Raw genomic sequence first — 23,312 nt, 5'->3', positions numbered from 1 at the left:
TCACATATATGCCCTCAGATCGGAACTTAGGTTAGGCTAAGCATTTGTGAACGCGATTGCACTGACTGCCACCGGCCTCAACCTGGGCTACGACCGCACCGAGGTCGTCCACGACGTGAGCCTGACGATCGTCCCGGGACGGGTGACCGCCCTACTCGGACCCAACGGGTCGGGCAAGTCGACCGTCCTGCGGTCGCTGGCCCGGCTGCACCCGATCGCCTCGGGCGATGTCGTCATCACCGAGGCTGATGCCGACACTCCGGCAAGCACTCTCACGGCCAGAGAATTCGCCCGGTTCGTCACCCTGCTGTCCCAGTCACGCCCGCACCCGTCGGGACTGAGCGTCCGTGAGATCGTCACCTTCGGCCGCCACCCGCACCGCAAGCGCTTCGCCGGGCTCACCGACGCCGATCGCGCTGCCATCGATCGCGCTCTCGTGCTCACCGGCACCATGACGATGGCCGACCGCCCGGTCGACCAGCTCTCCGGCGGCGAACTCCAACGCGTATGGCTGGCGACCTGCTTGGCTCAGGACACCGGTGTGCTGCTGCTCGACGAACCGACGAACCATCTGGACCTGCGCTACCAGGCAGAGATCCTCGACCTCATGCGCGAACTCGCCGATGACCACGACATCGCCGTCGGCGTCGTCCTCCATGACCTCGACCATGCCGCCACCGTCGCTGACCACGTGGTCCTGCTCGAGCAGGGCCGCATCCGCTCGGTCGGCACCTGCGAGGACGTCTTCACCGCCGAGACGCTCAGCGAAGTCTACGGACTGCCCATCGCGACACGCATCGATGCCGACACCGGATTGGTCCGGGTCGAGGCTCTCCACCGACGGACCCGCCGCCCGGCCGCAGCCATCTGAGCACCCCCACCGCACCATCTGACGTTCACACTCCGATATCGCACCACCCCAGACCCGATCGCTGATCGGCCCACAGAAAGAAGACCATGACCACAACTCCTCTGTCGCGCACCTCGTTCGCCGCCTTCGCATCGGCGACGGCGGTCTGCGCACTCGCCCTGACCGGGTGCGGGACGACCGACACCGATGCTCCCGCCGATGCGACGTCACAGACCTCGGCCTCATGCGCGGACGACTCGAGCACCACCTCGGCGGATCCGGTCACAATCACCGACGACACCGGTCACGAGATCACACTGGACAAGCCGGCGGCGAATGTCGTCTCGCTCGAATGGCAGTACACCGAGGATCTCCTCTCCCTCTGCGTCGACCCCGCCGCCGTCGCGGACGCGAAGGGCTTCACCACCTGGGACACAGCAGAGAAGCTGCCCGACTCCACCACCGACGTCGGCACGCGCCAGGAACCCAATGTCGAGTCGATCCTGTCGGCCGATCCGGATCTCGTCATCATCGAAACGACGAACCGCAAGGACAAGATCGTCGGTCAGCTCGAGGACCAGGGAATCCCCGTGATGGCGATGGCCGGCGCCGACGGCAAGGATCCCGTCACGTACATGAAGGACACGTTCACCACCGTCGCCGAGGCGACCGGTCGCACCGAACGCGCCGAAACCGTGCTGGGCGACTTCGATGCGAAGCTCGACGAATCGAAGAAGGCCATCGCCGAGGCGGACCCGGCGACCACCGAATTCGTCTACTTCGACGGCTGGGTCAATGGTTCGAATGTGGCGCTGCGCCCCTTCGGTCAGGGATCGCTCATCGGCGAGCTCGGCGAGGAGCTGGGTCTGAAGAACGCGTGGATCGGTGAGGTCGACCCCGCATACGGACTCGGCCAGACCGACATCGAAGGCATCTCGAAGGTCGGTGACGCGAACTTCTTCTACACCGGAACCGAGGACCCCGAGTCCGAGGACTATGTGGAGCTGCTGAAGAAGAACGACATCTGGGCGAACATCCCCGCCGTCAAGGACGACCGCACCACGGCCTTCCCCGCAGGGATCTGGACCTTCGGCGGACCCAGGTCATCCGAACAGGCCCTCGACGCATACGTCGACGCACTGACCAAGTAGACCGTGGCCTCTCCCCTGACCCGCCCGAGCGCCTCCCAGCAGACGACCGCGGCACCGGAACCGACCGAGGTTCCCGTCCGCGGTCGCGGCCTCGTCGGCGTCCTGTCGACCGTCGCCGCTCTCCTCGGACTCGTCGCCGTCCTCCTCATCGCCTCCGCATGGCATATCACGCAGGGGACCTCGGGGATCGGTGCCCGAGAGCTGTTCACGGCAGTGACCGGTACGTTCTCCCACGCCGAGGATGGTCCCAGTGCCCGCGACATCCTGCTGGGATCCCGGCTGCCGCGTGTGGGAGCGGGCATCCTCGTCGGCATCGCCTTGGGCGTTGCCGGCGCCCTGTTCCAGTCGCTGGCACGCAACCCTTTGGCGTCGCCGGACACGCTGGCGGTCACCGGCGGTGCATACTTCGCCGTCACCGTGGTCACTGCCTTCGGCATTGCGATTCCGCTCTGGGCCTCGGGCGGGGTCGCCTTCCTCGGCGGTCTGCTCGCCGCAGCCCTGGTCCTCGGCTTGGCTGGAGGCGCAGGCGCCTCGACGACTCGGCTCGTGCTGGCGGGCACGGCCACGGCGATGGCGCTGCAGGCGGGGACGTCGACTCTGCTCATCCTCTTCGCCGAAGAGACGACGAGTCTCTTCTCCTGGGGGTCGGGCACGCTCAACCAGCTCGACGGCACTGCGGCCCTGCGCAGCATTCCGGTCATCGCTGTCATCGCCGCCGCCGCGATTCTGCTGTCGAGGCGGCTGGATCTGCTCGGTCTCGGTGATGATGCCGCCTCGGTGCTCGGAGTTCCGGTCAGGTCGACTCGGGCCATCGGGATCCTGCTGGCCGTCATGCTCACCGCCACTGCGGTGACTCTGGCCGGGCCGATCGGCTTCGTCGGTCTCTGCGCTCCGGTCATCGCCAGGCTGCTGGCCCGCGTGGTACCGGGCCTCGGCCGTCATGCCGTGCTCTTTCCGGCCGCCGGTCTCATCGGCGCGATCATCGTCATCGTCGCCGATGCCCTGCTGCGCGCCGTCGTCGGCGCCACCGAAGCGATCACCCTGCCGTCGGGTGTGACGACGACCGTGCTCGGGGCGCTCGTCCTCGTTCTGCTGGCGCGGTCGATGCGCACGACATCAAAGGCGGCGACCACCTCGGCGGCGAATTCGACGGTGGTCGGTCCCCGACGGGCCGGCCTCGTCATCGTCACCGGCACTGTCGTTCTCGTCGCCGTCGCCGTGATCGGGCTGCTCACCGGGGAACGGTTCTACCTCCTCGGCGATATGCTGCTGTGGTTCCAGGATCGGGCGGCACCCGTCATCGGCTTCGCCTTCGATTCCCGGGCGCCACGGGTCGCGGCTGCCCTGGCGGCCGGTGCTGCGCTCGGACTCTCCGGCACCCTCGTCCAAGCCAGTGCACGCAACCCTCTGGCAGAGCCCGGCCTGCTCGGCATCACCGGTGGAGCCGGACTGGGAGCCGTCATCGTCGTCACCCTCATCCCCGGCGCCGGGGTCGGTCTCGTCTCCGCAGTCGGCATCGTCGGCGCCCTGGTCGCCTTCGCCATCGTCTACGGGCTGTCGTGGCGGGGCGGGATGAATACGGATCGTCTCGTCCTCATCGGCATCGGCCTGTGGTTCGGATTCACGGCTCTGACCACACTGTTCCTCGTCCGAGCGAATCCCTGGGACACTCCGGCGCTGTTTACCTGGCTCTCCGGGTCGACGTACGGACGGACGTGGGCCGATATCGCACCGGTCGCCCTCGCTCTGCTCGTCGCCGTACCACTGGCGGTCGTATGGACGCGCGAACTCGACCTGCTCGCCCTCGATGATGACACCCCACGACTGGTCGGAGTTCCGCGTGAACCGGTGCGACTGGCGGTGCTCATCACCGCTGCCGTGCTCGCAGCGGTGAGCGTATCGGCCGTCGGCGTCGTCGGATTCATCGGTCTCGTCGCCCCGCATGCGGCACGTGCTCTGGTCGGGGCTCGGCATATCCGGGTCGTGCCCACGGCGATGCTGCTCGGGGCCGTGGGCCTCGTCGTCGCCGACGCCGTGGGACGTACGGTCATCGCTCCAGCGCAGATACCGGCCGGGCTCATCGTCGCCCTCATCGGCGCCCCGTACTTCGTCTATCTGCTGGCACGTTCGCGGGCGTGAGCGCGGTGTAGAATCGTCCCTACTCTTATCCATCTCCGACAGGGGCGTCCGGTGGAGTTCGTCAAGTTCGATGGCATCGAATTGGCCGTGGACCGCTTCGGGCCGCCCCAAAGTGAATCGGTGCTGCTCATCGCCGGGGGTGCGCAGTCGATGGATTGGTGGACGCCCGATTTCTGCCGAATGCTCAGCGGGCAGGGCTTCCAGGTCATCCGCTACGATCACCGAGATACCGGTCGGTCGACCTCGAGTCCGCCCGGCCACCCGCAATATACCGGAGAGGAACTCGTCACCGACCCCGTTCGCATTCTGGACGAGTTCGGAATCGCGTCCGCTCATCTTATAGGGCTGTCCATGGGTGGCGGCATAGCCCAGGTCATCGCGGTCAGATTCCCCGAACGGGTGCGGACCCTCACGCTCGTGGAGTCCTCACCTGCCGGAGGAGACTCAGGGCGCCTGCCGCCGCCGACTGCGGAACTCCAATCCACCTTCGCCGCAGATCCGCCGGACGTCGACTGGTCCGACCGAGCTGCCGTCATCGAACATCGCATCGACGTCGAACGCCCGTACGCGGGGTCGTCGGGTTTCGACGTCCGCCGGACTCGGGAGATCGCCACAGCTGAGGTCGAGCGGACCGTGGACATGGAATCGTCGATGACCAATCACTTTCTCATCGCCACGAGTCCCGAGTGCGATCCGGCGGCCATCGACGCGCCCACTCTGATCATCCACAGCACCGACGACCCACTGTTTCCCGCAGCACATGGTCGGGCGCTGGCCGAGATGATCCCCCAAAGCGACATTCTCATGCTCGAAGGAGCGGGCCACGAAACTCCTCCTCCCAGCCATTGGCACACTGTGGTTCCTCGGCTTCTCGCACATATGCGGCAATCGATGGGCCCGGCCGGCGGGCTCGGCGGCGACCCAATGCTGTCCGACTTCGGCTGGTTGGACGACATCCGCAGGAGCTACGACATCGATGCCGAAGACTACGCCCGCGAAGTGGACGGACTGCTCGAGTCCAGCCCCCACCTACGGGCAGGTCTTCGCCTCTTTGCGGAGCTGATCGGCGAAGACTCGGAGGATCGCGTCGCCGACGTCGGCTGCGGCACAGGCTACGTGACCGGTTATCTCAATGGCTTGGGATTGAACGCTTTCGGCATCGACATCTCTCCTGAGATGCTGAAGATCGCTCGCCGTGACCATCCCTCATGCCATTTCGAATGCGGCACGATGACGCAGCTGAGTACAGAAGATGCAGGGCTGGCGGGCATTGTCGCCTTCTGGTCGATTGTGCACGTTCCCGACAGTGCCATGCCCGGCGTGATGGACGAGTTCAGACGGGTTCTGCGGCCCGGAGGCCTGCTGCTCGTGGGATTCCACGTCGGAGACGGTGCGAAACACACCTCACGGGGGTATTCCGGTCAGGGCGTCGACATCGACAGTTTTCTGAGACAGCCGAACACCGTCGCGCAGTGGATGCGCAATGCCGGATTCACTGTGCTCTCCGAGTTGGTCCTCAGACCCGCCGATCCTTCCCCGGGTGCACTCCTGCTCGCCCGTGCCGATTCTCAGCCGACTGCTGCGTGACAGGGCCTGCTTCCATTTCCGAGAGCGCTCACGAATGCGGTCGATTCGCGAAGGAACTCGGCGGCTCGAACCCGATCGCCCCGATCTCATCTGCTCAGATCCCACCCTGCGATGAAGTCGCGCAGGCGCTCGACGACGCGGCCGGGCCGGCGCACGGCCGAACACAGGGCGATCTCACGGACATAATCAGGCCCGTCCAGGGCCACCTCGGTGATTCCGTCGACCGGACGCACCGCGGGCGGGATCAGTGCCACGCCCATTCCGCGGCCGACGAATTCGCGGATCGTCGAGAATTCGGTGACCTCGATCTTCACCTCCGGATCGAATCCGCTCGCCCGACACCACCGGTCGGTCAGCACCCGCAGGTTATAGCTCGCAGGGGTGGCAATGAATTCCTCGTCGGCCAGCCGCTCCAGGGTGATGCTGCGAACGCCTGCCAACGGGTGCGCATCGGGCAGGGCCGCGATGATCGTCTGCCGCGCGAGCACCTCGTGGTTGACCTCGGCCGGAGGCGGAATGATGATCGCCAGATCGAGGGTGCCTCGCTGCAGATCAGCGACGAGTTCGGCACCGTGTGCCTGTTTGAGATCGAGTCGGATGCCGGGATGAGCACGATTGAACGCCGCGAGCAGATCGGGTACCTCACCGGCACCCATCGTCAGCGGAAATCCGAACCGGATCGTTCCGTGTTCGGGGTCGGCCGCCTCGGCGAGATCGACCAGCGCCGCATCGATCTCCGTCAGCGGGGCACGCACCGCGGCCACGAGATCCAGTGCCGCCGTCGTCAGACCGATGGCGCGTCCGCGCGGGACGGTCAACGGCACGCCGAGGTGGCTCTCGAGGGCGTGGATGCGTCGGCTCATCGTGGACTGGGGAATCCCTGCAGCGGCGGCGGCCTCGGTCAGATGCCCGTCCTGATCAGCCAGTTCCACGAGTTCCCGCAGTGCCGGCAGCGGAGCCGTGCGGGAATCGGATGATCGTTCCATATTCGGATCATACAGTTCCGATCACTCATTGGACGGATTATTCCTGCGGGCGCATGGTGAGAACATGACTGCGAACCCCCAGCACACCGACCACCTGCCGGATGCCGATGTCGTCCTCATCGGTGCGGGCATCATGTCTGCGACTCTGAGCTCGATGCTGACCCTGCTCGATCCTGATCTGCGGATCCTCGTCCTGGAGAAAGCCGAGGACATCGCCGGTGAGAGCAGCGACCCGTGGAACAATGCCGGCACCGGTCATTCGGGGTACTGCGAGCTCAACTACATGCCCGATCCGGCTGACGCGGCGAAGCCTGCCGAGATCGCCGGGCAGTTCCACCTCACCCGGCAGTGGTGGGCCCATCTCGTCCGACTCGGGCTCCTCGACCCGGCGGAGTTCGTCCATTCGGCCCCGCACATGAACCTCGTCTTCGGCGACACAGACGTCGCCTACCTGCGCCACCGAGTCGACACCCTCAAAGCCGATCCGCTGTTCTCAGAAATGGAATACACGGAGGACCCGGACACCATCGCCCAGTGGGCTCCGCTGACGATGGAGGGACGCGTCGACAGCGACGAACCCATGGCGGCGGCGCGGCATCCGCGCGGCACCGACGTTGATTTCGGGGCGCTGACCTCTCAGTTGTTGAGGATCGGGTCCACCGAGGTGCGCACGGGTCACGCAGTGACCGGGATCGAATCGCGCGCATCGGGCTGGACGGTCAGCGGTTCGACGCCGACGGGACCATTTGCCGTGCACGCCAAGACCGTGTTCGTCGGGGCGGGCGGTTTCGCGCTGCGGCTCCTGCAGAAGGCGAAGATCCCCGAAGTCCGCGGCTATGCGGTTCTGCCGGTCGGCGCCGCCTTCAACCGGTGCTCGACGCCGTCGGTCGTCGCCCGGCATGATGCGAAGGTCTACGGTCAGGCCGACGTGGGTGCCCCGCCGATGTCGGTGCCGCATCTGGATCGGAGAGTCGTCGATGGCAGGGAGCATCTGCTGTTCGGCCCGTATGCGACCTTCAGCACGAAGCTGCTCAAGCACGGTCGCCTCTCGGATTTCTTCACGACCGTCCGGCCGGGCAACCTGCACGTCATTGCGGCGGCCGGTCTGCAGAACCTCAGCCTCGTGTCGTTCCTCGTCAAGGAGCTTGCGGCCAGCCCGTCGCGGAAGTTCGCGCAGCTGCGTCGCTATGTCCCGTCGGCCCGACGCAACGAGTGGACCCTGCTGCCAGCCGGGCAGAGAGCGCAGCTGGTCAAACCGGATCCGAAGAGGATCGGCGTCCTGCAGCAGGGCACCGAACTCGTCGTGTCCGCCGACGGTTCGATCGCAGGCCTCCTCGGCGCCTCACCCGGAGCATCCACGGCGGTGCCGATCATGTTCGACCTGCTCGCGCAGGCTTTCCCTGCCCAGTGGCACGGCGGCTGGAAGTCACAGATCACCGAGGCGGTCCCCGACCTCGACCGCACCGACTGGACCGCAGAGGCGGTCGCCCACTCCCAGAGCGACACCGACGAGGCGCTCGGATTGACCGCGCTCAGCCCCGGTTGACCCGCGCGGACTTCCGCTGCGCGTATTCGGCGGGCGGATGATGAGGACGGCGGCCGACAGAAGCCGCAGATCAGAAGCCTCATCTCGCCGGTCGAGACGTTGGCGGAAATGCACAATGGAATTCCGCCAGCTTTGTGGCAGGTTGAATTGCATGGCGGGCCTTTCAACCCTAATGTGACTCACAACACTTACTGTTAGGGAGATCACATATGAGGCGCCTGTCCCGCAATCTCGTCGCAATCTGCTCCACCCTCGCACTGACCGCCGGGCTCGCTGCCTGCGGCAGCGGCTCCGACGAAGCCGGCGGTGCCGGCGACACGCTCGTGGCAGAAACTGCCTTCAACCTCAAGACGATCGATCCGCATCGACAGTTCGAGTTCACCGGATCGACGATCGACAATGCTGTCTACCAGACTGCTCTCGAGTTCGCGGACGGTGACCTCACCAAGCCGACCGACGGACTCTGCTCCTTCGAAATGTCCGACGACGATAAGGAGATGACGCTCACTCTCAAAGACGAGGACGCGACGTTCTCCAACGGCGATCCCGTCACAGCCGATGACATCGTCTTCTCCTTCAAGCGTCTTCAGGGCATCAAAGGCAATCCCTCATTTTTCCTCGACGGAGTCAAGGTCAAGAAGGTCGACGACAAGACGGTTTCGCTCACCAGCTCTGAGCCCAACCCTGCACTGCCCTACATCCTCCCCAACTCCTCGATCGGCATCGTCAACTCGAAGGTCGTCAAGAAAAACGAGGGAACTACTGATGAGAACGACGGCGCCGAACAGTTCCTCAATGAGAACTCGCAGGGCTCCGGACCGTACAAAGTGGAGAAGTACGACGCAGACAGCCAGGTCGTGCTGACCGCGAATGAGCACTACAACGGTCCCGAACCGAAGTACAAGCGCGTGGTGCTGCGCAATGTCTCTGCCGAGACCCAGCTGACCGATATCCAGTCAGGTCAGGCGCAGGTCGCTTTCGACCTCAACTCTGATCAGGCGAAGCAGATCGATGATTCGATGGGCAAGATCTCCAGTCTGCCCTCGACTCGCAGCCTCTACATCTTCAACAACACGGATGAGAAGATCGGCGGACCTGCAGCAGACCCGAATTTCCGCAAGGCTGTCATGGCGGCGATCGACTACGACAAACTCATCGACCTCGCTGGGAAGGGATCGCAGCGAATGGCCAGCCTCGTACCCAACGAGTTCGTCGGCGCCGTCGCAAAGGACGAAGCCCCAGAACGCGACCTCGCAAAGGCGAAGAAGCTGCTGAAGAAGGCCGGCTACGACGGAGAGAAGGTCCCCTTCCACTACTCGAGTGATCAGGCCGTCAACGGTGTCGATCTCGCGCAGCTCGCCGAGACTCTGCAGGCGCAGCTGAAGGAGGCCGATATCAACCTCGATCTCAAACCCGCACCGAGCTCGACTCAGCTCGACGGCTTCCGCTCGGCCAAGCAGCCGATGGGCATCGGGACCTGGGGTGCGGACTTCCCTGATCCGACGAACTACAACGTCTTCATTCCCGGCGGCAGCGTTGCCGAACGCGTGAACTGGAATGACGACCCGAAGCTGGAGAAACTTGCGGACGAAGCGGCCAAAGCGAAGGGTGATGCACGAGATGCCGCCTACGCGAAGCTGTTCAAAGCGACCACCGACACCGCGGTGTGGATCCCACTCGTCCAGCCGGTCAGCACCGTCGCCGTCGGTTCGAGCATCACGAAATTCGTATCCAACGCCGACGTCTCGTTCGACTTCGCAAAGGCAGAGTGAGGATGGCGGAAGCCGCCGCTGCGCCACAGCATGCTCATGTCGCGTCCGCTTCTGGTGAGGCGGACGCGGCTCAGCGAGTCAAACCGCCGAAGCTCCACCCGCTGATCCGATTCATCCTCATCCGGATCGGTATCTCGATCATTCTGATCTGGGGCGTGACCGTGGTGACGTTCCTGCTCACCAACCTCGTGCCCACTGACCCGGTCGCCGCCATCCTCGGCGACCGGGCCGCGGCAGATCCCGAGATCGTCGCGCAGACACGAGAGAAGCTCGGACTCGACCAGCCGCTCCTCGTCCAATACTTCACCTATCTTGGCAATCTGCTCCAAGGAGATCTGGGAGTCTCCAACCAGACGCGCACCCCGGTGCTCGCCTCGATCGGACAGGTCTTCCCCGCCTCGATCGAGCTCGGTATCGGAGCGATTCTCATCTCCGTCATCCTCGGATTGCTCCTCGGACTGCTCAGCGCACTCAAACAGAACAGCCTCGTCGACCACGCGATCCGCACCCTCAGCCTCATCGGCATCTCGGCGCCGACGTTCTGGATCGCCACCGTCGCCTACTTCGTGTTCTTCTTCAAGCTTCGAGTCGTCCCCGGCGCCGGACGGCTCGACCCGTGGATCACTCCGCCACCGAAAGTGACAGGCCTCTACACTGTCGATTCTCTGCTGGCCGGTCAGATGGCGACATTCTCCAATGCCCTCGGCCACCTCGTTCTGCCGTCATGCGTTCTCGCTCTCTTCACCGTCGGTCTGCTTACTCGATTCAGCCGCTCGAGCGTCCTCGACATCATCAGACTCGACTATGTCACTGCGGCCAAGGCTAAAGGTCTGCCGGCACGCACAGTGGTCTTCAAGTACATCTTCCGCGGAGCTCTGGTCCCGATCATCACCGTCGTCGGCCTGGCGTTCGGCTCCCTGCTCTCCGGTGCGGTGCTGACTGAGACCGTCTTCGCCTGGAACGGACTCGGCCAGTATGCCTACCGTGGGGCAACCACACTGGACCTGCCCGTCATCATGGGTGTGGGCCTTGTCATCGGAATCGTCTACATCCTCGTGAACTTCATCGTCGACCTGATCTACGGCTTCGTGGATCCGAGAGTAAGGGTGAGATGAGCATCGGCACCCCGAAGCAGCCCGCCAAAGCCCCCGTCACCGAGGCGGCCCGTCGTGATCCCGTCGAACCCGGGCTGAAGAGGTGGCAGATCCGCTTCCCTAAGGCCCTGCGCACTCCACTGGGTTTCGTGGGCGCAGGGATCCTCGTAATCTGGCTGATCGTGGCGATCTTCGCACCACTCCTGGCCCCATTCGACCCTTTGGCGCAGAACTTCCCAAGGTTGTCTGCTCCCAACGGTGAGAATCTGCTCGGCACCGACGCACTGGGCCGGGACGTACTCTCCCGACTCCTCGTAGCCGCCCGCACCACACTGCCTGCCGCGGTGTTCGTCGTCATCTGTTCGGCATTGCTCGGCTCGGTGCTGGGCGCTATCGCCGGGTACTTCGGTCGAGCCGTCGACGAGATCATCATGCGCATCGCCGATCTGGTGTTCGCCTTCCCCACAATCATCCTCGCCATGGTCATCGCAGCCGCCCTCGGACCGGGACTGAAGAACGCGATCATCGCGATTCTGCTAGTCTCATGGCCGTCCTACGCCCGTGTCACCAGGTCTCTGGTGATGACCGCACGCAGCAGCGAATACGTCATCGCCGGACGGCTGCTCGGATTCAGCGCGGGCAGATCACTGGCCCGTGAAATCGCCCCGAACGTCCTATCCCCCGTTGTCGTGCTCGCCACTCTCGACGTCGGTTCGGCCATTCTCACCATGGCCGGTCTGTCGTTCCTGTCTCTCGGCGCCGTTCCGCCGACGCCGGATTGGGGCGCAATGATCAGCGAAGGAGTCTCTCAGTTCGCGGCCTGGTGGATCGCGTTCTTCCCCGGACTCTGCATCCTCACCATTGTCATGGCATTCAACTTCATCGGCGACAGTCTGCGCGATACTCTCGACCCGCATACCTCCCAGGAAGTCGGTGAGACTACCGCATGAGCATGATCAGCATCAAAGACCTCAATCTGTTGGTCACCTCGGGGAAGAAGACCACTCATATTCTCGATGATGTCTCTTTCGACCTCGAAGCAGGTCGCATCACCGGAGTCGCGGGTGCATCTGGGTCCGGCAAGACCCAGACCGGCTTGGCGATCATGGGGCTCTCCCCCACAGGCGCGGAGCTGAGCGGAAGCATCGACTTCGATGGAGTCGAACTGGTGGGAATGCCTGCCAAACAGCACAATCGCCTGCGCGGAGTGCAGCTGTCGATGGTCTTCCAGGATCCGGCCTCAGCATTCCATCCCATGCTCACCGTCGGCGACCAGATCACCGATCACCTTCGACATCACCAGAAGGTATCGAAGAGAGCTGCCCTGGCCAAAGCCATCGCGATCCTCGGCCGAACCAGAGTTCCGCACCCGGAAGAAGCGGTGAAGAAATACCCCCACCAGTTCTCCGGCGGACAGCTGCAGCGTATTGCTTTCGCCTCAGCGATCATCTGCGACCCGAAGGTCCTCATCGCCGACGAACCGACTACAGCACTCGATGTCACCGTTCAGGCAGGCATCCTCCGACTACTGCGTGAACTCTGCGACGACCTCGACCTCGCTGTGCTCCTGGTCACCCACGATTTCGGGGTGCTGTCCTCGGTCGCGGACACCATCGTCGTAATGAAGAACGGCGTCGTCGTCGAAACCGGCGAACGGGAGGCCATCATCACCGCGCCCAGACACGAGTATACGCGCTCTCTCATCGAATCCCTGCCAGGTGCGGAGGTCTCCCCGTGACATCGATCGACCAAGCTCCAACCGCAACCGCCGGACGCTCCTCCGCAGCAGATGCACCTCTGTTGTCACTCGATTCCGTTGCGTGCGAATACAAACTCGACGGCGGAGGTCGCTTCCGGGCAGTCAACGGAGTGTCTTTGGAACTGGGTCGATCGGAAGTGCTCGGACTCGTCGGCGAATCCGGCTGCGGAAAGTCGACACTGGCCAAACTCATCTGCGGATTGGAAAAACCTGCGAGCGGCTCCATCACCTTCGACGGCACACCGGTCAGAGCACTCGGTCTGAAGAAGAGAGCGAAGGAACTGCTCGGCATTCAGATGGTCTTCCAGAATCCTTACGCGTCTCTCAATCCGCGCAGGCGTATCCGTGACCAGCTCGACGATGCGCTGGCGCTCAATCCTCACGGCACGTGGAGCGTCGAATCGCTGCTGGAAGCCGTCGACTTGCCGTCCGACTCAGCACAGCGCTACTCGCATTCGTTCTCCGGCGGACAGAGGCAGCGCATCGCAATCGCTCGTGCTCTGGCCGCAGGTCCGAAAGTGCTCGTCGGGGATGAACCCATTGCGTCACTCGATGCGTTCCTCCAGGCACGGATCGCTCGCATGATGCGAGACCTCGCCATCGACTCCGGTGCCTCGATGATATTCATCAGCCACGATCTCTCGGTTGTCCGCGACATCGCTGACAGGGTCGCAGTGATGGAAGCCGGCCGCATCGTCGAAGTCGCTCCGACCGACCAGATCTGGAATGAACCGCAGCACCCGTACACGAAGAAGCTGCTGGCCGCCATCCCCAAGGTCGATGGTAAGGGAATCATCCCGGGCAACGACTGACCGAACAGGCCGATACCGGACGCCGAGCGGCATCGAAAGGACACGAGAGGCATGGTCATTCTGATACGCGGGGCGGAGGTATTCGCACCCGAACCGCTCGGTGTCTGCGACATCCTCGTGGAAGGCTCACGCATCGCCTACCTCGGCGAGACGGACAGCCACACCGTCGCACAGCTGCCGGATTCGACAGTCATCGATGCCACCGGGCTGACTGCCGTGCCCGGCTTCATCGACCCCCATGTGCACATCATCGGAGGCGGAGGTGAAGGCGGGTATGCGACTCGCACACCCGAGATCGACGTCGCCGACATCATCCGCGCAGGTGTGACCACAGTCGTCGGATGCCTCGGCACCGACTCCATCACCCGATCTCACCGCGGCCTCATCGCCAAGGCTCGAGGTCTCGAAGAAGAGGGCATCACGACATTCGTCTACACCGGCAGCTACCAGCTTCCCGCACGAACTGTCACCGGTTCCGTCGCCGACGACATCGTCCTCATCGACAAAGTGATCGGGGCCGGAGAGATCGCCATCTCCGAACGGCGGTCGTTCCAACCGACGATCGAAGAACTGGCCGACGTCGTCAGCCAATGCCATGTCGGCGGGCTTCTCAGCGGAAAAGCCGGAGTCACTCACTTCCATACAGGTTCGCATCCGACTCGGCTGTCACCACTTCATCGCCTCCTCGACGACTATCCGATAGCTCCGCCTGCGGTGTATGCCACCCACATCACCCGTGATGTCGAGCTTATCGCCGAGGCGGTCGGCCTGGCAGCCAAGGGTGCTTATGTCGACATGACCGCTGGTACGTCCACTGTGGAATCTGTGAAGGCGTTCGCCGAGTTCGGCGGCAGTCTCGATCGACTCACTCTGTCATCAGATGCCAACGGAAGTCTGCCGAAATTCGATGCTCATGGACGCCTGACGGAATTGACAGTGGCAGATCAGTCGACGCTGTTCGAGCAGGTGTGGGCGTGCGCTGACACCAGTGGACTGTCCTTGTCTCAGGTCCTCTCGTTCGTCACCTCCAACACCGCAGATGCGTTGAAGCTTCCGCGCAAAGGTCGAATCCGACCGGGCTCTGACGCCGATCTGCTGTTCGTCGACGAAGAGCATTCCGTTCAGCACGGATTCGCCATGGGTCGCCCGACCATCAGCGGGGGCGAGCTGCTGGTCAGAAGCACATTCGATCAGAGGCCACGCTGAACCAGGTCAGCCCCGGTTGACCCGCGCGGACTTCCGCTGCGCGTATTCAGCGGGGCTGAAGCCGGTGACGCGAACGAAGTCCGTGCTGAAGTGCGATTGGTCGAACCATCCGTAGTGCGCTGAGAGGTCGGCCAGAGTTCCGTCCCAGCCGCGGTCGATCGCACCGACGGCGTCGATGACACGCGCCCGGGCCAGGACCTTCTTCACACCGACCCCGCAGAAGCTGCTGAACATCCGCTGCAGGGTACGTTCACCGATATCGGTTCTCTCCGCCAGGATCTTCAGGCTCACGACGTCGGGGTCGGAAAGTATGTCAAGCACCCGTTTCAGCCGTTCGAACGACGGGGTCATCTGCGGTCTCCACGACAGCAGCCAGCTCTCCACCGACGCGGCCAGCCCACCGAACTCCGGTGCCTCAGCCGTCTGCGACTGCGCAAACATCTCTGCCAGTCCGAGGTCGGTCTCCAACCTCGGAAACCACTGCTCGGCCGGGACCGTCGAATCACGGATGCTCGCCGGCTTCCCGTCGGAGAAGGCCAGAGTCGCGCCCGGCTGAAAGTTCACGCCGAAGACTCCGCCACGGCCGAAGATTCCCACATCGAAGCGCCGCTTCGTGACCGGACCGGTCACCCACGCACCTGGCCCGTCGACGTGGGCCCGACGGCTGTTGCCGAACTCGAAGGTCAGATGGATGGTCGGTTCGGACAGAGTCGCCGTCTGGTAGCTCTCACCGTCCGGCAGGTCCCATTCGACAGCCCAATAGCGTTTGACGAATGGACGCAGACGCTCGGAGACAACGCGCACGGACGAATAGCGCGCGTGCTCGAGCATCTCCCCCGGCTTGAGCACACGGCCGAGGAAATGCTGCGGCATCTCTTCTGCCGGTGGCGCATTTTTCCTAGTGACGTCATCGTCCATGACACAAGAATGTCAGACATGACTGACACACAGAAGACCGACACCGCCGACAACATCACTGCTGCCCCCGTCGCCACCTTGGCGATGGTCACCCTCGACGCCCCGAACGCCGCAGTGCTCGGAGAGTTCTACTCCTCCGTCCTCGGCTGGCCCATCGCCTACTCGGACGAGAACTATGCGATGCTCACCGGCCCGAGCCATGCTCTGGGCATCGGCACGATCCCGGACTATCAGCGGCCGAGCTGGCCCGACGACGGACACAAGCAGTTCCACCTCGACCTCGCCGCCGACGACATCCAGGCGGCGGCCGATCGCTGCGTCGAACTCGGTGCCACCCGAGCCGAACCGCAGCCGGGCGAGACCTGGGTCGTTCTCCTCGATCCCGCCGGTCACCCGTTCTGCATCTCGGACGCGAAGAACTGGGGCTGAGCACCCCGGCACCCCACCACACCCGCACGACCTCAGCTGAGCCCTCAGCTCTGTCCGGCCTTGTCCACCCGCACGATGTAGTGAGACCCGTCGAGACCGTCGACGAGGATCGTCGCCGAATGCTTCGCGTTCCCACCGGTGACGATCCAGTTGGGTTTGAGCACTCCGCGCAGACCGCCCGCGGGAGTGACCTCGATGCCCATTCCGAGCTTGACCGTCTTGACGACCTTCGCACGCGCCAATGATCGCGCGGTCCGCTCCGCCTCTCTCCGAGCCGGCAGCGGTCCCGACTGCTCGCCGATCAGACTCAACCACTCCGATGATCCCGCAGTGGCGCCGCGAGGGGTGAAGTCGGCGATCATGCCCCGTCCGGACACAGCATTGACGAGCACATCCAGGCGCTGCCCCGGTCCGGACGCATCCCGGCGGAAGAGCCCGCGAATGCGCACATCGAGCGCGGCCCACCAGAAAGGATGATGCGTCTGCCTGACCTCGGCGAGCGCGCCTGGAAGCTTGCGCTGGAAGACGGCGAGCGCCTCGGCGGCGGTGACAAGCGGTTCCATCCGCACCGGGTCCTCGACCTGCAGGTCCGGGCGAAGCGAGTGCCCGGTTCCGATCTCGGCACTCATCTCAGGCGTCCTTCGGAACCTGACCGGCCAGGGAATCGTTCTGACCGGTGAGCATGTGGGCGGGAATCGCACCGATCTTGTCGGTCTCCTGCATTGCCTCGAGAACGTGGCCAGGCACCGGATGCGACCGCTGGGTGGCCAGGGAGACGAGGATGAGAGCCAATGTCGAGCAGACGATGCCGATTCCCATCGGGTCGACTCCGGTGACGTCGACGAAACCGGTCAGCTGCCAGACGACGGAGGATACGGTGCCCAAGATCATCGAGGCGATCGCACCGGGCACGTTCGCCTTCTTCCACCAGGCGGCGGCGATGTAGACGGGAACGAACGCGGCACCGAGCACCGTGGTGGAGAAGATGACCACCTCGGCGACGGCAGGAGGATCGTTCACGGCGACGAGGTAGCCGATGACCGCGAGGGCGAGGACGGTGAACCGTGACACCCACACGGACTGCTGGTCGGACATGTCCTTCTTGACGAACCGTTGGAACAGATCCTGGCTGGCGATCGTGCCCGACTGCAGCAGCAGAGCGTCGGCGGTGGACATGATCGCAGCCATGATTCCGGCCATGACGATGCCCACGGCGAAGTCCGGCAGCACTGTGTCGGCGACTTCGAAGACCGCGAGCTCAGGGTTGTCCAAAGTCGGCAGCAGGATGAGCGCCATGATGCCGACGATGTAGGGAGCAGGGATGAACAGCAGGTTGAAGCCTGTGGCATAGAGGCTGGCGCGCCTGGCCACCGACGGCCGCTTCATCGCCATATGGCTGACGTTGACGTGCGGCCAGCCCATATAGCCGATGGAGAAGACGAGGACGGCACCGACGATGACTCCCCATTGGACGGATTCGATGCCGTCCGGTCCCCACATGGTCAGCAGGTTCGGGTTGATCTGCCCGACCGCCTCGTTGCCGGCCGTCCATCCGCCCACCGCCTGCAGGCAGGCGATGAGGATCCACACCATGCCGATGAGCATGATGATCGCCTGCACGAAGTCGGTGTAGGCCACGGCGAGGTAGCCGCCGAGGAAGGTGTAGAAGACGATGACGCCGACAGCGATGAGCAGCGCCCACGCATACGGGATGCCGGTGACCATTTCGAGTCCGCGCCCGCCGGCGATGAACTGACTCATCACATAGAAGAAGATGCAGAACACGGCGACCGGTGCGGCGATCGCGCGGATCCACTTCGACGGATACCGATGTTCGAGGTATTCGATCGACGTCAGCGACCCGAGGATCTGAGAGAGCTTGCGCATCCGCCGGCCGAGGATCGAGAGATTGAGGACACCGCCGCCGATGTCGCCCATCGCGTACCAGAGTGAGAAGTAGCCCTTCGTGTAGGCCAACGAGCCCGCACCGAGGAACATGTACCCGGACATCGACGATGACTGCAGACGCAGAGCAGTGACCGCAGCGCCCAAGCTGCGTCCGCCGAGCAGATAACCCTCGCTGCCCTTCGACCCGACCTTGAGCGTCCACACACCGATCCCGGCCATGGCGGCGAAGTAGATGAGCAGGAACCAGATTTCGATATTCATGCCGCTCCCCCGTTCCCCTTCGCCGAGGCGGCCCCGCCATCTCGTCCGCCCCCTCCGTTCGCGGTTGACGCCAGGGCCTGATCCTCGGCCACGTCCTCGGCCTTCCAACCGCGGGAGAGGAAGACGAAGACGAGGGTGTAGATCACCCAGATCGCAGGAATGCCGGCAATGATGACGACCGTCGCCGTCGGGAGACCGAACACGTAGACCACCTCGTTGTGATGCGGGGATACTGATGCTGTGAGTGAGATTACAACTTATCGCGAGAAGGCTGAGGCTGCCGCGCCGGGTTCGCATGGTGGGAACCCGCCCGAACTGCATGTCCGCACTTCAATGACCGGGCCGGCCCGCAGCGCGGCCTCACTCGACGGTGAACTGGCGCTCGTGAAGCCCCGTCGCCGCACCCGGAATAGCCGGTCGGCGCTCCGAGGTCTGCACGTTCCCGGCTTGGTCGATCGCGCGCACGGCGACCGTGTGCGTGCCGGTGCTCAGTCCCGTGTGCTCGCATCGCCATTGTCGCCACGTATCTGCGGTGAGCTCCGCGCTGAGTTCCGCTTCCGTCCAGTTCCCGTTGTCGATGCGCACCTGCACCTTCGCGATGCCCGTGTGCTGCGCCCAGGCCATTCCTGCGGTGACGATCCGGTCGCCGCTCTTGGGTGTCACGGTGGCGCCGGGGCGAGGCACATCGATACGTGAGGCCACCAAGACGGGTCCGTGCGTGGACCAGCCGCGAGTCGTCCAATACGCTTCCTTGTCCGCGAACCGGGTGACCTCGAGATCGGTCACCCATTTCGTGGCCGAGACGTACCCGTAGAGCCCCGGGACGACCAGCCGGGCCGGGTATCCGTGGTCGCGAGGCAGGGCATGGCCGTTCATCGCCACGGCCAGCAGGGCCGCGCGGTCGTCGGTGAGCACTTCGAGCGGGGTGGAGGCGGTGAATCCGTCATCGGAGCCTGAGAGCACCATGTCTGCGCCGGAGTGCGGTTTCGCCCGGGCCAGAAGGTCCCGAATCGGATAGCCCAGCCATTTCGCATTCCCCACCAGGTCGCCGCCGACTTCATTCGAGACGCAGGTCAGGGTCACATAGTGCTCCTGAAGAGGGAGGTCGAGGAGTTCGGCCATGGTGATCGTGAACTCGTTCTCGACCATGCCGTGGACGCGCAGCATCCACGTTCCCGCGTCGATCGACGGCGGGAAGAGCGCTGTGTCGATGCGGTAGAAGTCCGAGGTCTCCGTGACCAGCGGAGTCAGTCCGGACACGTCGAGTTCCGCGCCCGCGGGGATCTCCGGCGCCGAGGTGGCCGGCCGTGGCAGGACGAGTTTCGTCACAGTGCCTGCCGCACTGCGTGCCAATGAGGCCGCGGACTGTCCGGCCGCGACGGCGGCGATGCCGACCGCACTCAGTCCCGCGGCCAGCCCGAAGAACGCCCGCCGCCCGGGTCGGGCAGGTGATCGATTCTGCTGGTCGCCTCCTGCCGCCGCTGTATCGGCCGAGGAGTGATCCGCCGTGCCCGCGAGGTGGAGAAGGACGAGGAAGGCTGCGGCCCCGGCGGCGACTCCGCCGAGACTCGGCAGAGTGGCCGCAAGACCGGCACCGGAGCTGACGCCGACGACGGCGGGCAGCAGTCCGAAGCCGATGAGCAGCACGAGCGCGAGACCTCGACGACGGGCACCGATCCACCCGATGATCGCACCGCACCCGGCACCTCCTGCGACGATGGTGATGACGAGGGCGAGCTTGTCGTGGGTGCCGAAGACCGCGATCGCGGACTTGATGAGCACGGTGGGCATCAGCGGGATGAGAGCTTGGCCGATGAGCAGTGCCGGGGCTGACGCGACATCCAGGCTGCGGGCGATGAGTTCGGCGGTGCCGAAGTAGATGAGGGTCGCGACGACCCCGGTGACCACGGACAGCCACGCGCGCCGAGTGCCCGCCATCATGCCTCCCCCGTCCGCATTCTCAGGCCAGGGCGCGACGCAGACGCACGGCCGCCTCGGTGAGGGTGTCGATGCGATTCTCACGGTCGGGTTCGGGCAGCGTCTGAGCCGAACGCAGACCGTGTTCGAGGAGCACGACGACCTGGTCGGCGAGGTTCTGATCGGCGAGCTCCGGGACCGGTCGGGCCTCGGAGCCGACCTGCGAGAATTCGGTCAGGGCCTCACGGATGGCGGCACGCCTGCTCGGTGCCGGCGGGGCCGCCTCGTCGAGTTGGGCAGTGGTCAGGGAGATGATCCGGATGCGCAGACGGCGCACCTCCGTCTCGAGTTCCGCCGCTGCTGTGGTCATGGACTCATGATAGTCCTCATCGAACGGTGCAGCGGCGGAACATCAGACGATGCTCAGGCGTCTCCCACCCAGACGGTCATGGTCTCCTGATAGGTCTCCAGAGCTTCCGGGCCGTTGTCTCGGCCCCAGAATCCGGACTGTCGCATTCCGCCGAACGGGGTGGCTTCGGTGCCTTCGCTGTAGCCGTTGACGGCGAGTGTGCCCACGCGGATTCGGCTGGCCCACCACCGCACTTGGGCGATGTCCTCGCACCACACGCTCGAGGCCAGCCCATAGGGTTCGCCGTTGATGAGGTCGACGGCGTCGTCGCGGCTGGTGCGTCTCAGCAGCTGGGTGACGGGGCCGAAGATCTCTCCCCGGCCGAGTTCGCTGTCATCGGGCACGTCTTCGATGACGGTCGGCGGGTACCAGGTGCCGGTGGCCGGGACATCGGCACGAGCGTTGAGGATCCGAGCTCCCTTCTCCACGGCTTCGTCGACCCAGGCGGTGATGCGGTCGTGGGCGCGAACGTTGATCACCGGCCCGATGTCCGTGTCGGCGTCGAACGGGTCGCCGACGGTGAGTGCCTCGGTCGCGGTGATGAGCGCGGTGCGGAATTCGGCGAACCTCTCGTCATCGTCGCCGACGTAGATCACCCGAGATGCGGCGGTGCAGTTCTGGCCGCTGGTGCCGAAGGCGGCGCCGGCGATGTCGGCGGCGATCGCCTCGAAGTCCGTGGCGTGCGCGGAGTCGACGATGTAGCCGGCTCGACCGCCGAGTTCGAGGGAGACCTTCTTGAGGTTCGACCGGGCCGAGGACTCGAGGAAGGACCTGCCGACGGGACCCGAACCGGTGAAGGTGAGCACGTCGATGTCGGGGTGCAGGCCCATGGCGGCGCCTATCCCTGGGCCGGTGCCCGTGAGCACGTTGAGGATGCCGTCGGGCACACCTGCCTCGGCGGCGAGCCTGGCAAGGTGGAGGGCGCTGAGCGTCGAATCCTCGGAGGTCTTGACGACCATCGCATTGCCGGCGGCCAGAGCCGGGGCGATCTTCCACCCGAGCATCGCCACCGGATAGTTCCACGGCAGGATCGCTCCGACGACCCCGCTGGGCACCTTCGTCACCCACCCCCAGCCGTCGGGACTGCGCAGGTAGCGACCGTCATCGCGGGAGATGAGGTCGGCGCTCAGGCGGAGGTTCGCGGCGACGTCGGGGACGTCTTCCTCGAGGCTGCTGAGGGCGACCTTTCCGGCTTCGATGCCGTCGAGATAGGCGATCTCTTCGACGTCGGCCTCGACGAGTTCGGCGAGGCGGCGCAGCACTCGGGCCCGCAGCGTCGCGTCCTCGGCCCAGTCGGCCTCGTCGAAGGCGGCGCGTGCTGCGGCGACGGTGTCATCGAGCTGCTCAACGCTGGCCGCGGAGAGACTGCCGATCACTGTTCCGTCGCTCGGTGAGATGAGACCGATCTCGTCTCCGGCACCGGTGACGGCGCGGCCGCCGATCCACTGTCCGAGGTCGCTGTCGATGATGGCCCGCAGTGCGGTGCGACCGCGGTCGATGAGGGTGTTCTGCGCTGATGACGTGGTCATGGTGTGTGTGTCCTCTCCAGTTCGGCGATCGCATCGAGCAGCGCCGCCAGTGCTTCGGGGTCGGCGGTCGGCAGGGGCGGACGCACCGGTCCCTGTTCGCGGCCTCGTCGACCGAGCGCCTGTTTGATGAGTGAGATGAAGGCGGAGTCGCCCTCGATGAGTCCGAGGGCCTGCCCGAGGCTCCTCCACAGCTCGACGGCTGTGGCCCAATCACCCCTGTCGGCCAGCTCCCACAGTCTCTGGCAGTGTTCGGGCAGCAGCCAGGCCGAGGCCGCCACCCAGCCGCTGGCGCCCTGGGCGAAGCCCTCGAGTGCGATGCCGTCGGCGCCGACGAAGATATCGGTGTCCTCGCCGAGGCGGCTGCGCAGCTCCCGGATCCGTGTGGCCTCGCCGGAGGTCTCCTTGACGCTCCAGAGCCGGCCGGTGTCCTGGAGCGCGGCGAGGTGGTTCGGGAGCAGGTCGGTTCCGGTGGAGTGGGGATTGTTGTAGACCATGACCGGCAGTTCCGACGTGGTGAGGACGGGTCGCAGGGCGGCGATGACGGCGTCAGGTTCGAGTCCGCCGTAGAAGGGAGGGGTGACCATGACGGCGTCGGCGCCCCAGCCGGCGGCATCGGAGATCTGGGCCGACATCTCCGCCGGAGTGTAGGCCATGCATCCGATGGCCACATGCGCCCGACCGTCGAGGGCGGAGACGATGGTCTTGATCTGTGCTTGGCGCTCGGCGGCGCTCAGCGCCAGCGCCTCCCCTGTGGCGCCGAGGCCGAGGAGTCCGCTCACACCTGCGGCGAGCACCTCCTCGATGCGACCGCCCAGGGCGTCGAGGTTCTGGTCTCCGTCTTCGGTGTAGGGAGTCGTCGGAACGGCGAAGACACCGCGCATCGGATTCGTCATCGAATCGTCCTCTCTGCCATGAGATCTCTGGTCCGCACTTCAACGATGAAGCCGGTCCGCCGACGCTTGTCGGCGGTATCTCAGACGATAGGCAGAAAAGTGATCACAAGCAATGGGGGCTCGCAACGCACGACGAAGGGCGGACC

Annotated in this window: 21 protein-coding genes; 12 read left to right on the top strand and 9 right to left on the bottom strand. The window is 64.9% G+C overall.

The window, feature by feature from the left end; all coding sequences use genetic code 11:
* Nucleotides 1–46: 46 nt before the first annotated feature.
* The 4 genes from HF684_RS06510 to HF684_RS18655 all read left to right on the top strand — a co-directional run bounded on the left by HF684_RS06510 (nt 47) and on the right by HF684_RS18655 (nt 5,727).
* Complete coding sequence (locus tag HF684_RS06510; protein ID WP_169251830.1) at nt 47–871, top strand: ABC transporter ATP-binding protein; 825 nt, start codon at nt 47–49, stop codon at nt 869–871.
* Between the two features lie 86 nt (nt 872–957).
* Nucleotides 958–2,001, top strand: coding sequence for an iron-siderophore ABC transporter substrate-binding protein (locus tag HF684_RS06505; protein WP_169251829.1), 1,044 nt, complete (start codon nt 958–960; stop codon nt 1,999–2,001).
* Nucleotides 2,002–2,004: 3 nt separating this feature from the next.
* Nucleotides 2,005–4,140, top strand: coding sequence for an iron ABC transporter permease (locus tag HF684_RS06500; RefSeq protein WP_248279141.1), 2,136 nt, complete (start codon nt 2,005–2,007; stop codon nt 4,138–4,140).
* 51 nt (nt 4,141–4,191) lie between these two features.
* On the top strand, nt 4,192–5,727 hold the full coding sequence (locus tag HF684_RS18655) for an alpha/beta fold hydrolase (RefSeq protein WP_211168081.1): 1,536 nt from the start codon (nt 4,192–4,194) through the stop codon (nt 5,725–5,727).
* An 86-nt stretch (nt 5,728–5,813) separates the two neighbouring features.
* On the opposite strand, the gene HF684_RS06485 is transcribed toward HF684_RS18655, so the two are convergent.
* Complete coding sequence (locus HF684_RS06485) at nt 5,814–6,713, bottom strand: LysR family transcriptional regulator (protein ID WP_169251828.1); 900 nt, start codon at nt 6,711–6,713, stop codon at nt 5,814–5,816.
* A gap of 64 nt (nt 6,714–6,777) precedes the next feature.
* Here HF684_RS06485 and HF684_RS06480 point away from each other — a divergent pair, with 64 nt between their 5' ends.
* The 7 genes from HF684_RS06480 (at nt 6,778) to iadA (ending at nt 14,902) form a co-directional block, all read left to right on the top strand.
* Complete coding sequence (locus HF684_RS06480) at nt 6,778–8,259, top strand: malate:quinone oxidoreductase (RefSeq protein ID WP_169251827.1); 1,482 nt, start codon at nt 6,778–6,780, stop codon at nt 8,257–8,259.
* A 209-nt stretch (nt 8,260–8,468) separates the two neighbouring features.
* Nucleotides 8,469–10,031, top strand: a complete 1,563-nt coding sequence (locus HF684_RS06475) for an ABC transporter substrate-binding protein (protein ID WP_169251826.1) — start codon at nt 8,469–8,471, stop codon at nt 10,029–10,031.
* Nucleotides 10,032–10,033: 2 nt separating this feature from the next.
* On the top strand, nt 10,034–11,146 hold the full coding sequence (locus tag HF684_RS06470; protein ID WP_248279140.1) for an ABC transporter permease: 1,113 nt from the start codon (nt 10,034–10,036) through the stop codon (nt 11,144–11,146).
* Nucleotides 11,143–12,075, top strand: a complete 933-nt coding sequence (locus HF684_RS06465) for an ABC transporter permease (RefSeq protein ID WP_169251825.1) — start codon at nt 11,143–11,145, stop codon at nt 12,073–12,075. Before HF684_RS06470 ends, HF684_RS06465 begins: the two co-directional genes overlap by 4 nt.
* Nucleotides 12,072–12,863: an ABC transporter ATP-binding protein gene (locus HF684_RS06460; protein ID WP_169251824.1), complete on the top strand. Its 792-nt coding sequence runs from the start codon at nt 12,072–12,074 to the stop codon at nt 12,861–12,863. The genes HF684_RS06465 and HF684_RS06460 overlap by 4 nt, the downstream gene beginning before the upstream one ends.
* On the top strand, nt 12,860–13,696 hold the full coding sequence (locus HF684_RS06455) for an ATP-binding cassette domain-containing protein (RefSeq protein WP_348981439.1): 837 nt from the start codon (nt 12,860–12,862) through the stop codon (nt 13,694–13,696). The genes HF684_RS06460 and HF684_RS06455 overlap by 4 nt, the downstream gene beginning before the upstream one ends.
* 51 nt (nt 13,697–13,747) lie before the next feature.
* Nucleotides 13,748–14,902, top strand: coding sequence for a beta-aspartyl-peptidase (gene iadA / locus HF684_RS06450; protein ID WP_169251823.1), 1,155 nt, complete (start codon nt 13,748–13,750; stop codon nt 14,900–14,902).
* Between the two features lie 6 nt (nt 14,903–14,908).
* Here the strand turns inward: iadA and HF684_RS06445 are convergent, their stop codons facing one another.
* Entirely contained in the window at nt 14,909–15,820 is a 912-nt protein-coding gene (locus HF684_RS06445) for a helix-turn-helix domain-containing protein (protein WP_169251822.1), read from the bottom strand.
* Between the two features lie 18 nt (nt 15,821–15,838).
* Here HF684_RS06445 and HF684_RS06440 point away from each other — a divergent pair, with 18 nt between their 5' ends.
* A complete protein-coding gene (locus HF684_RS06440; RefSeq protein WP_248279139.1) occupies nt 15,839–16,249 on the top strand; it encodes a VOC family protein in 411 nt (136 codons plus the stop codon).
* A gap of 44 nt (nt 16,250–16,293) precedes the next feature.
* Here the strand turns inward: HF684_RS06440 and HF684_RS06435 are convergent, their stop codons facing one another.
* From HF684_RS06435 to HF684_RS06405, 7 genes are all read right to left on the bottom strand, one after another.
* Nucleotides 16,294–16,878, bottom strand: coding sequence for a hypothetical protein (locus tag HF684_RS06435; RefSeq protein ID WP_169251821.1), 585 nt, complete (start codon nt 16,876–16,878; stop codon nt 16,294–16,296).
* A 1-nt stretch (nt 16,879) separates the two neighbouring features.
* Nucleotides 16,880–18,418 carry a sodium/proline symporter gene (locus tag HF684_RS06430; protein ID WP_169251820.1) on the bottom strand — a complete coding sequence of 513 codons (1,539 nt, stop codon included), beginning with the start codon at nt 18,416–18,418 and terminating at the stop codon, nt 16,880–16,882.
* A complete protein-coding gene (locus HF684_RS06425) occupies nt 18,415–18,621 on the bottom strand; it encodes a hypothetical protein (protein ID WP_169250773.1) in 207 nt (68 codons plus the stop codon). Before HF684_RS06425 ends, HF684_RS06430 begins: the two co-directional genes overlap by 4 nt.
* A gap of 157 nt (nt 18,622–18,778) precedes the next feature.
* The gene (locus HF684_RS06420; protein WP_169251819.1) at nt 18,779–20,356 is read right to left on the bottom strand and encodes a molybdopterin-dependent oxidoreductase; all 1,578 of its coding nucleotides are present in this window, start codon (nt 20,354–20,356) and stop codon (nt 18,779–18,781) included.
* A 22-nt stretch (nt 20,357–20,378) separates the two neighbouring features.
* Nucleotides 20,379–20,705: a hypothetical protein gene (locus HF684_RS06415; protein ID WP_169251818.1), complete on the bottom strand. Its 327-nt coding sequence runs from the start codon at nt 20,703–20,705 to the stop codon at nt 20,379–20,381.
* Between the two features lie 53 nt (nt 20,706–20,758).
* Entirely contained in the window at nt 20,759–22,273 is a 1,515-nt protein-coding gene (locus HF684_RS06410; protein ID WP_169251817.1) for an aldehyde dehydrogenase family protein, read from the bottom strand.
* Nucleotides 22,270–23,166 (bottom strand): dihydrodipicolinate synthase family protein, encoded by an 897-nt coding sequence (locus HF684_RS06405; protein ID WP_169251816.1) that lies wholly within the window; start codon nt 23,164–23,166, stop codon nt 22,270–22,272. The genes HF684_RS06410 and HF684_RS06405 overlap by 4 nt, the downstream gene beginning before the upstream one ends.
* Between the last annotated feature and the right edge of the window lie 146 nt (nt 23,167–23,312).

This window comes from Brevibacterium sp. 'Marine', assembly GCF_012844365.1.
GTDB lineage: Bacteria > Actinomycetota > Actinomycetes > Actinomycetales > Brevibacteriaceae > Brevibacterium.
This window is presented reverse-complemented; position numbering and strand designations above follow the sequence as displayed.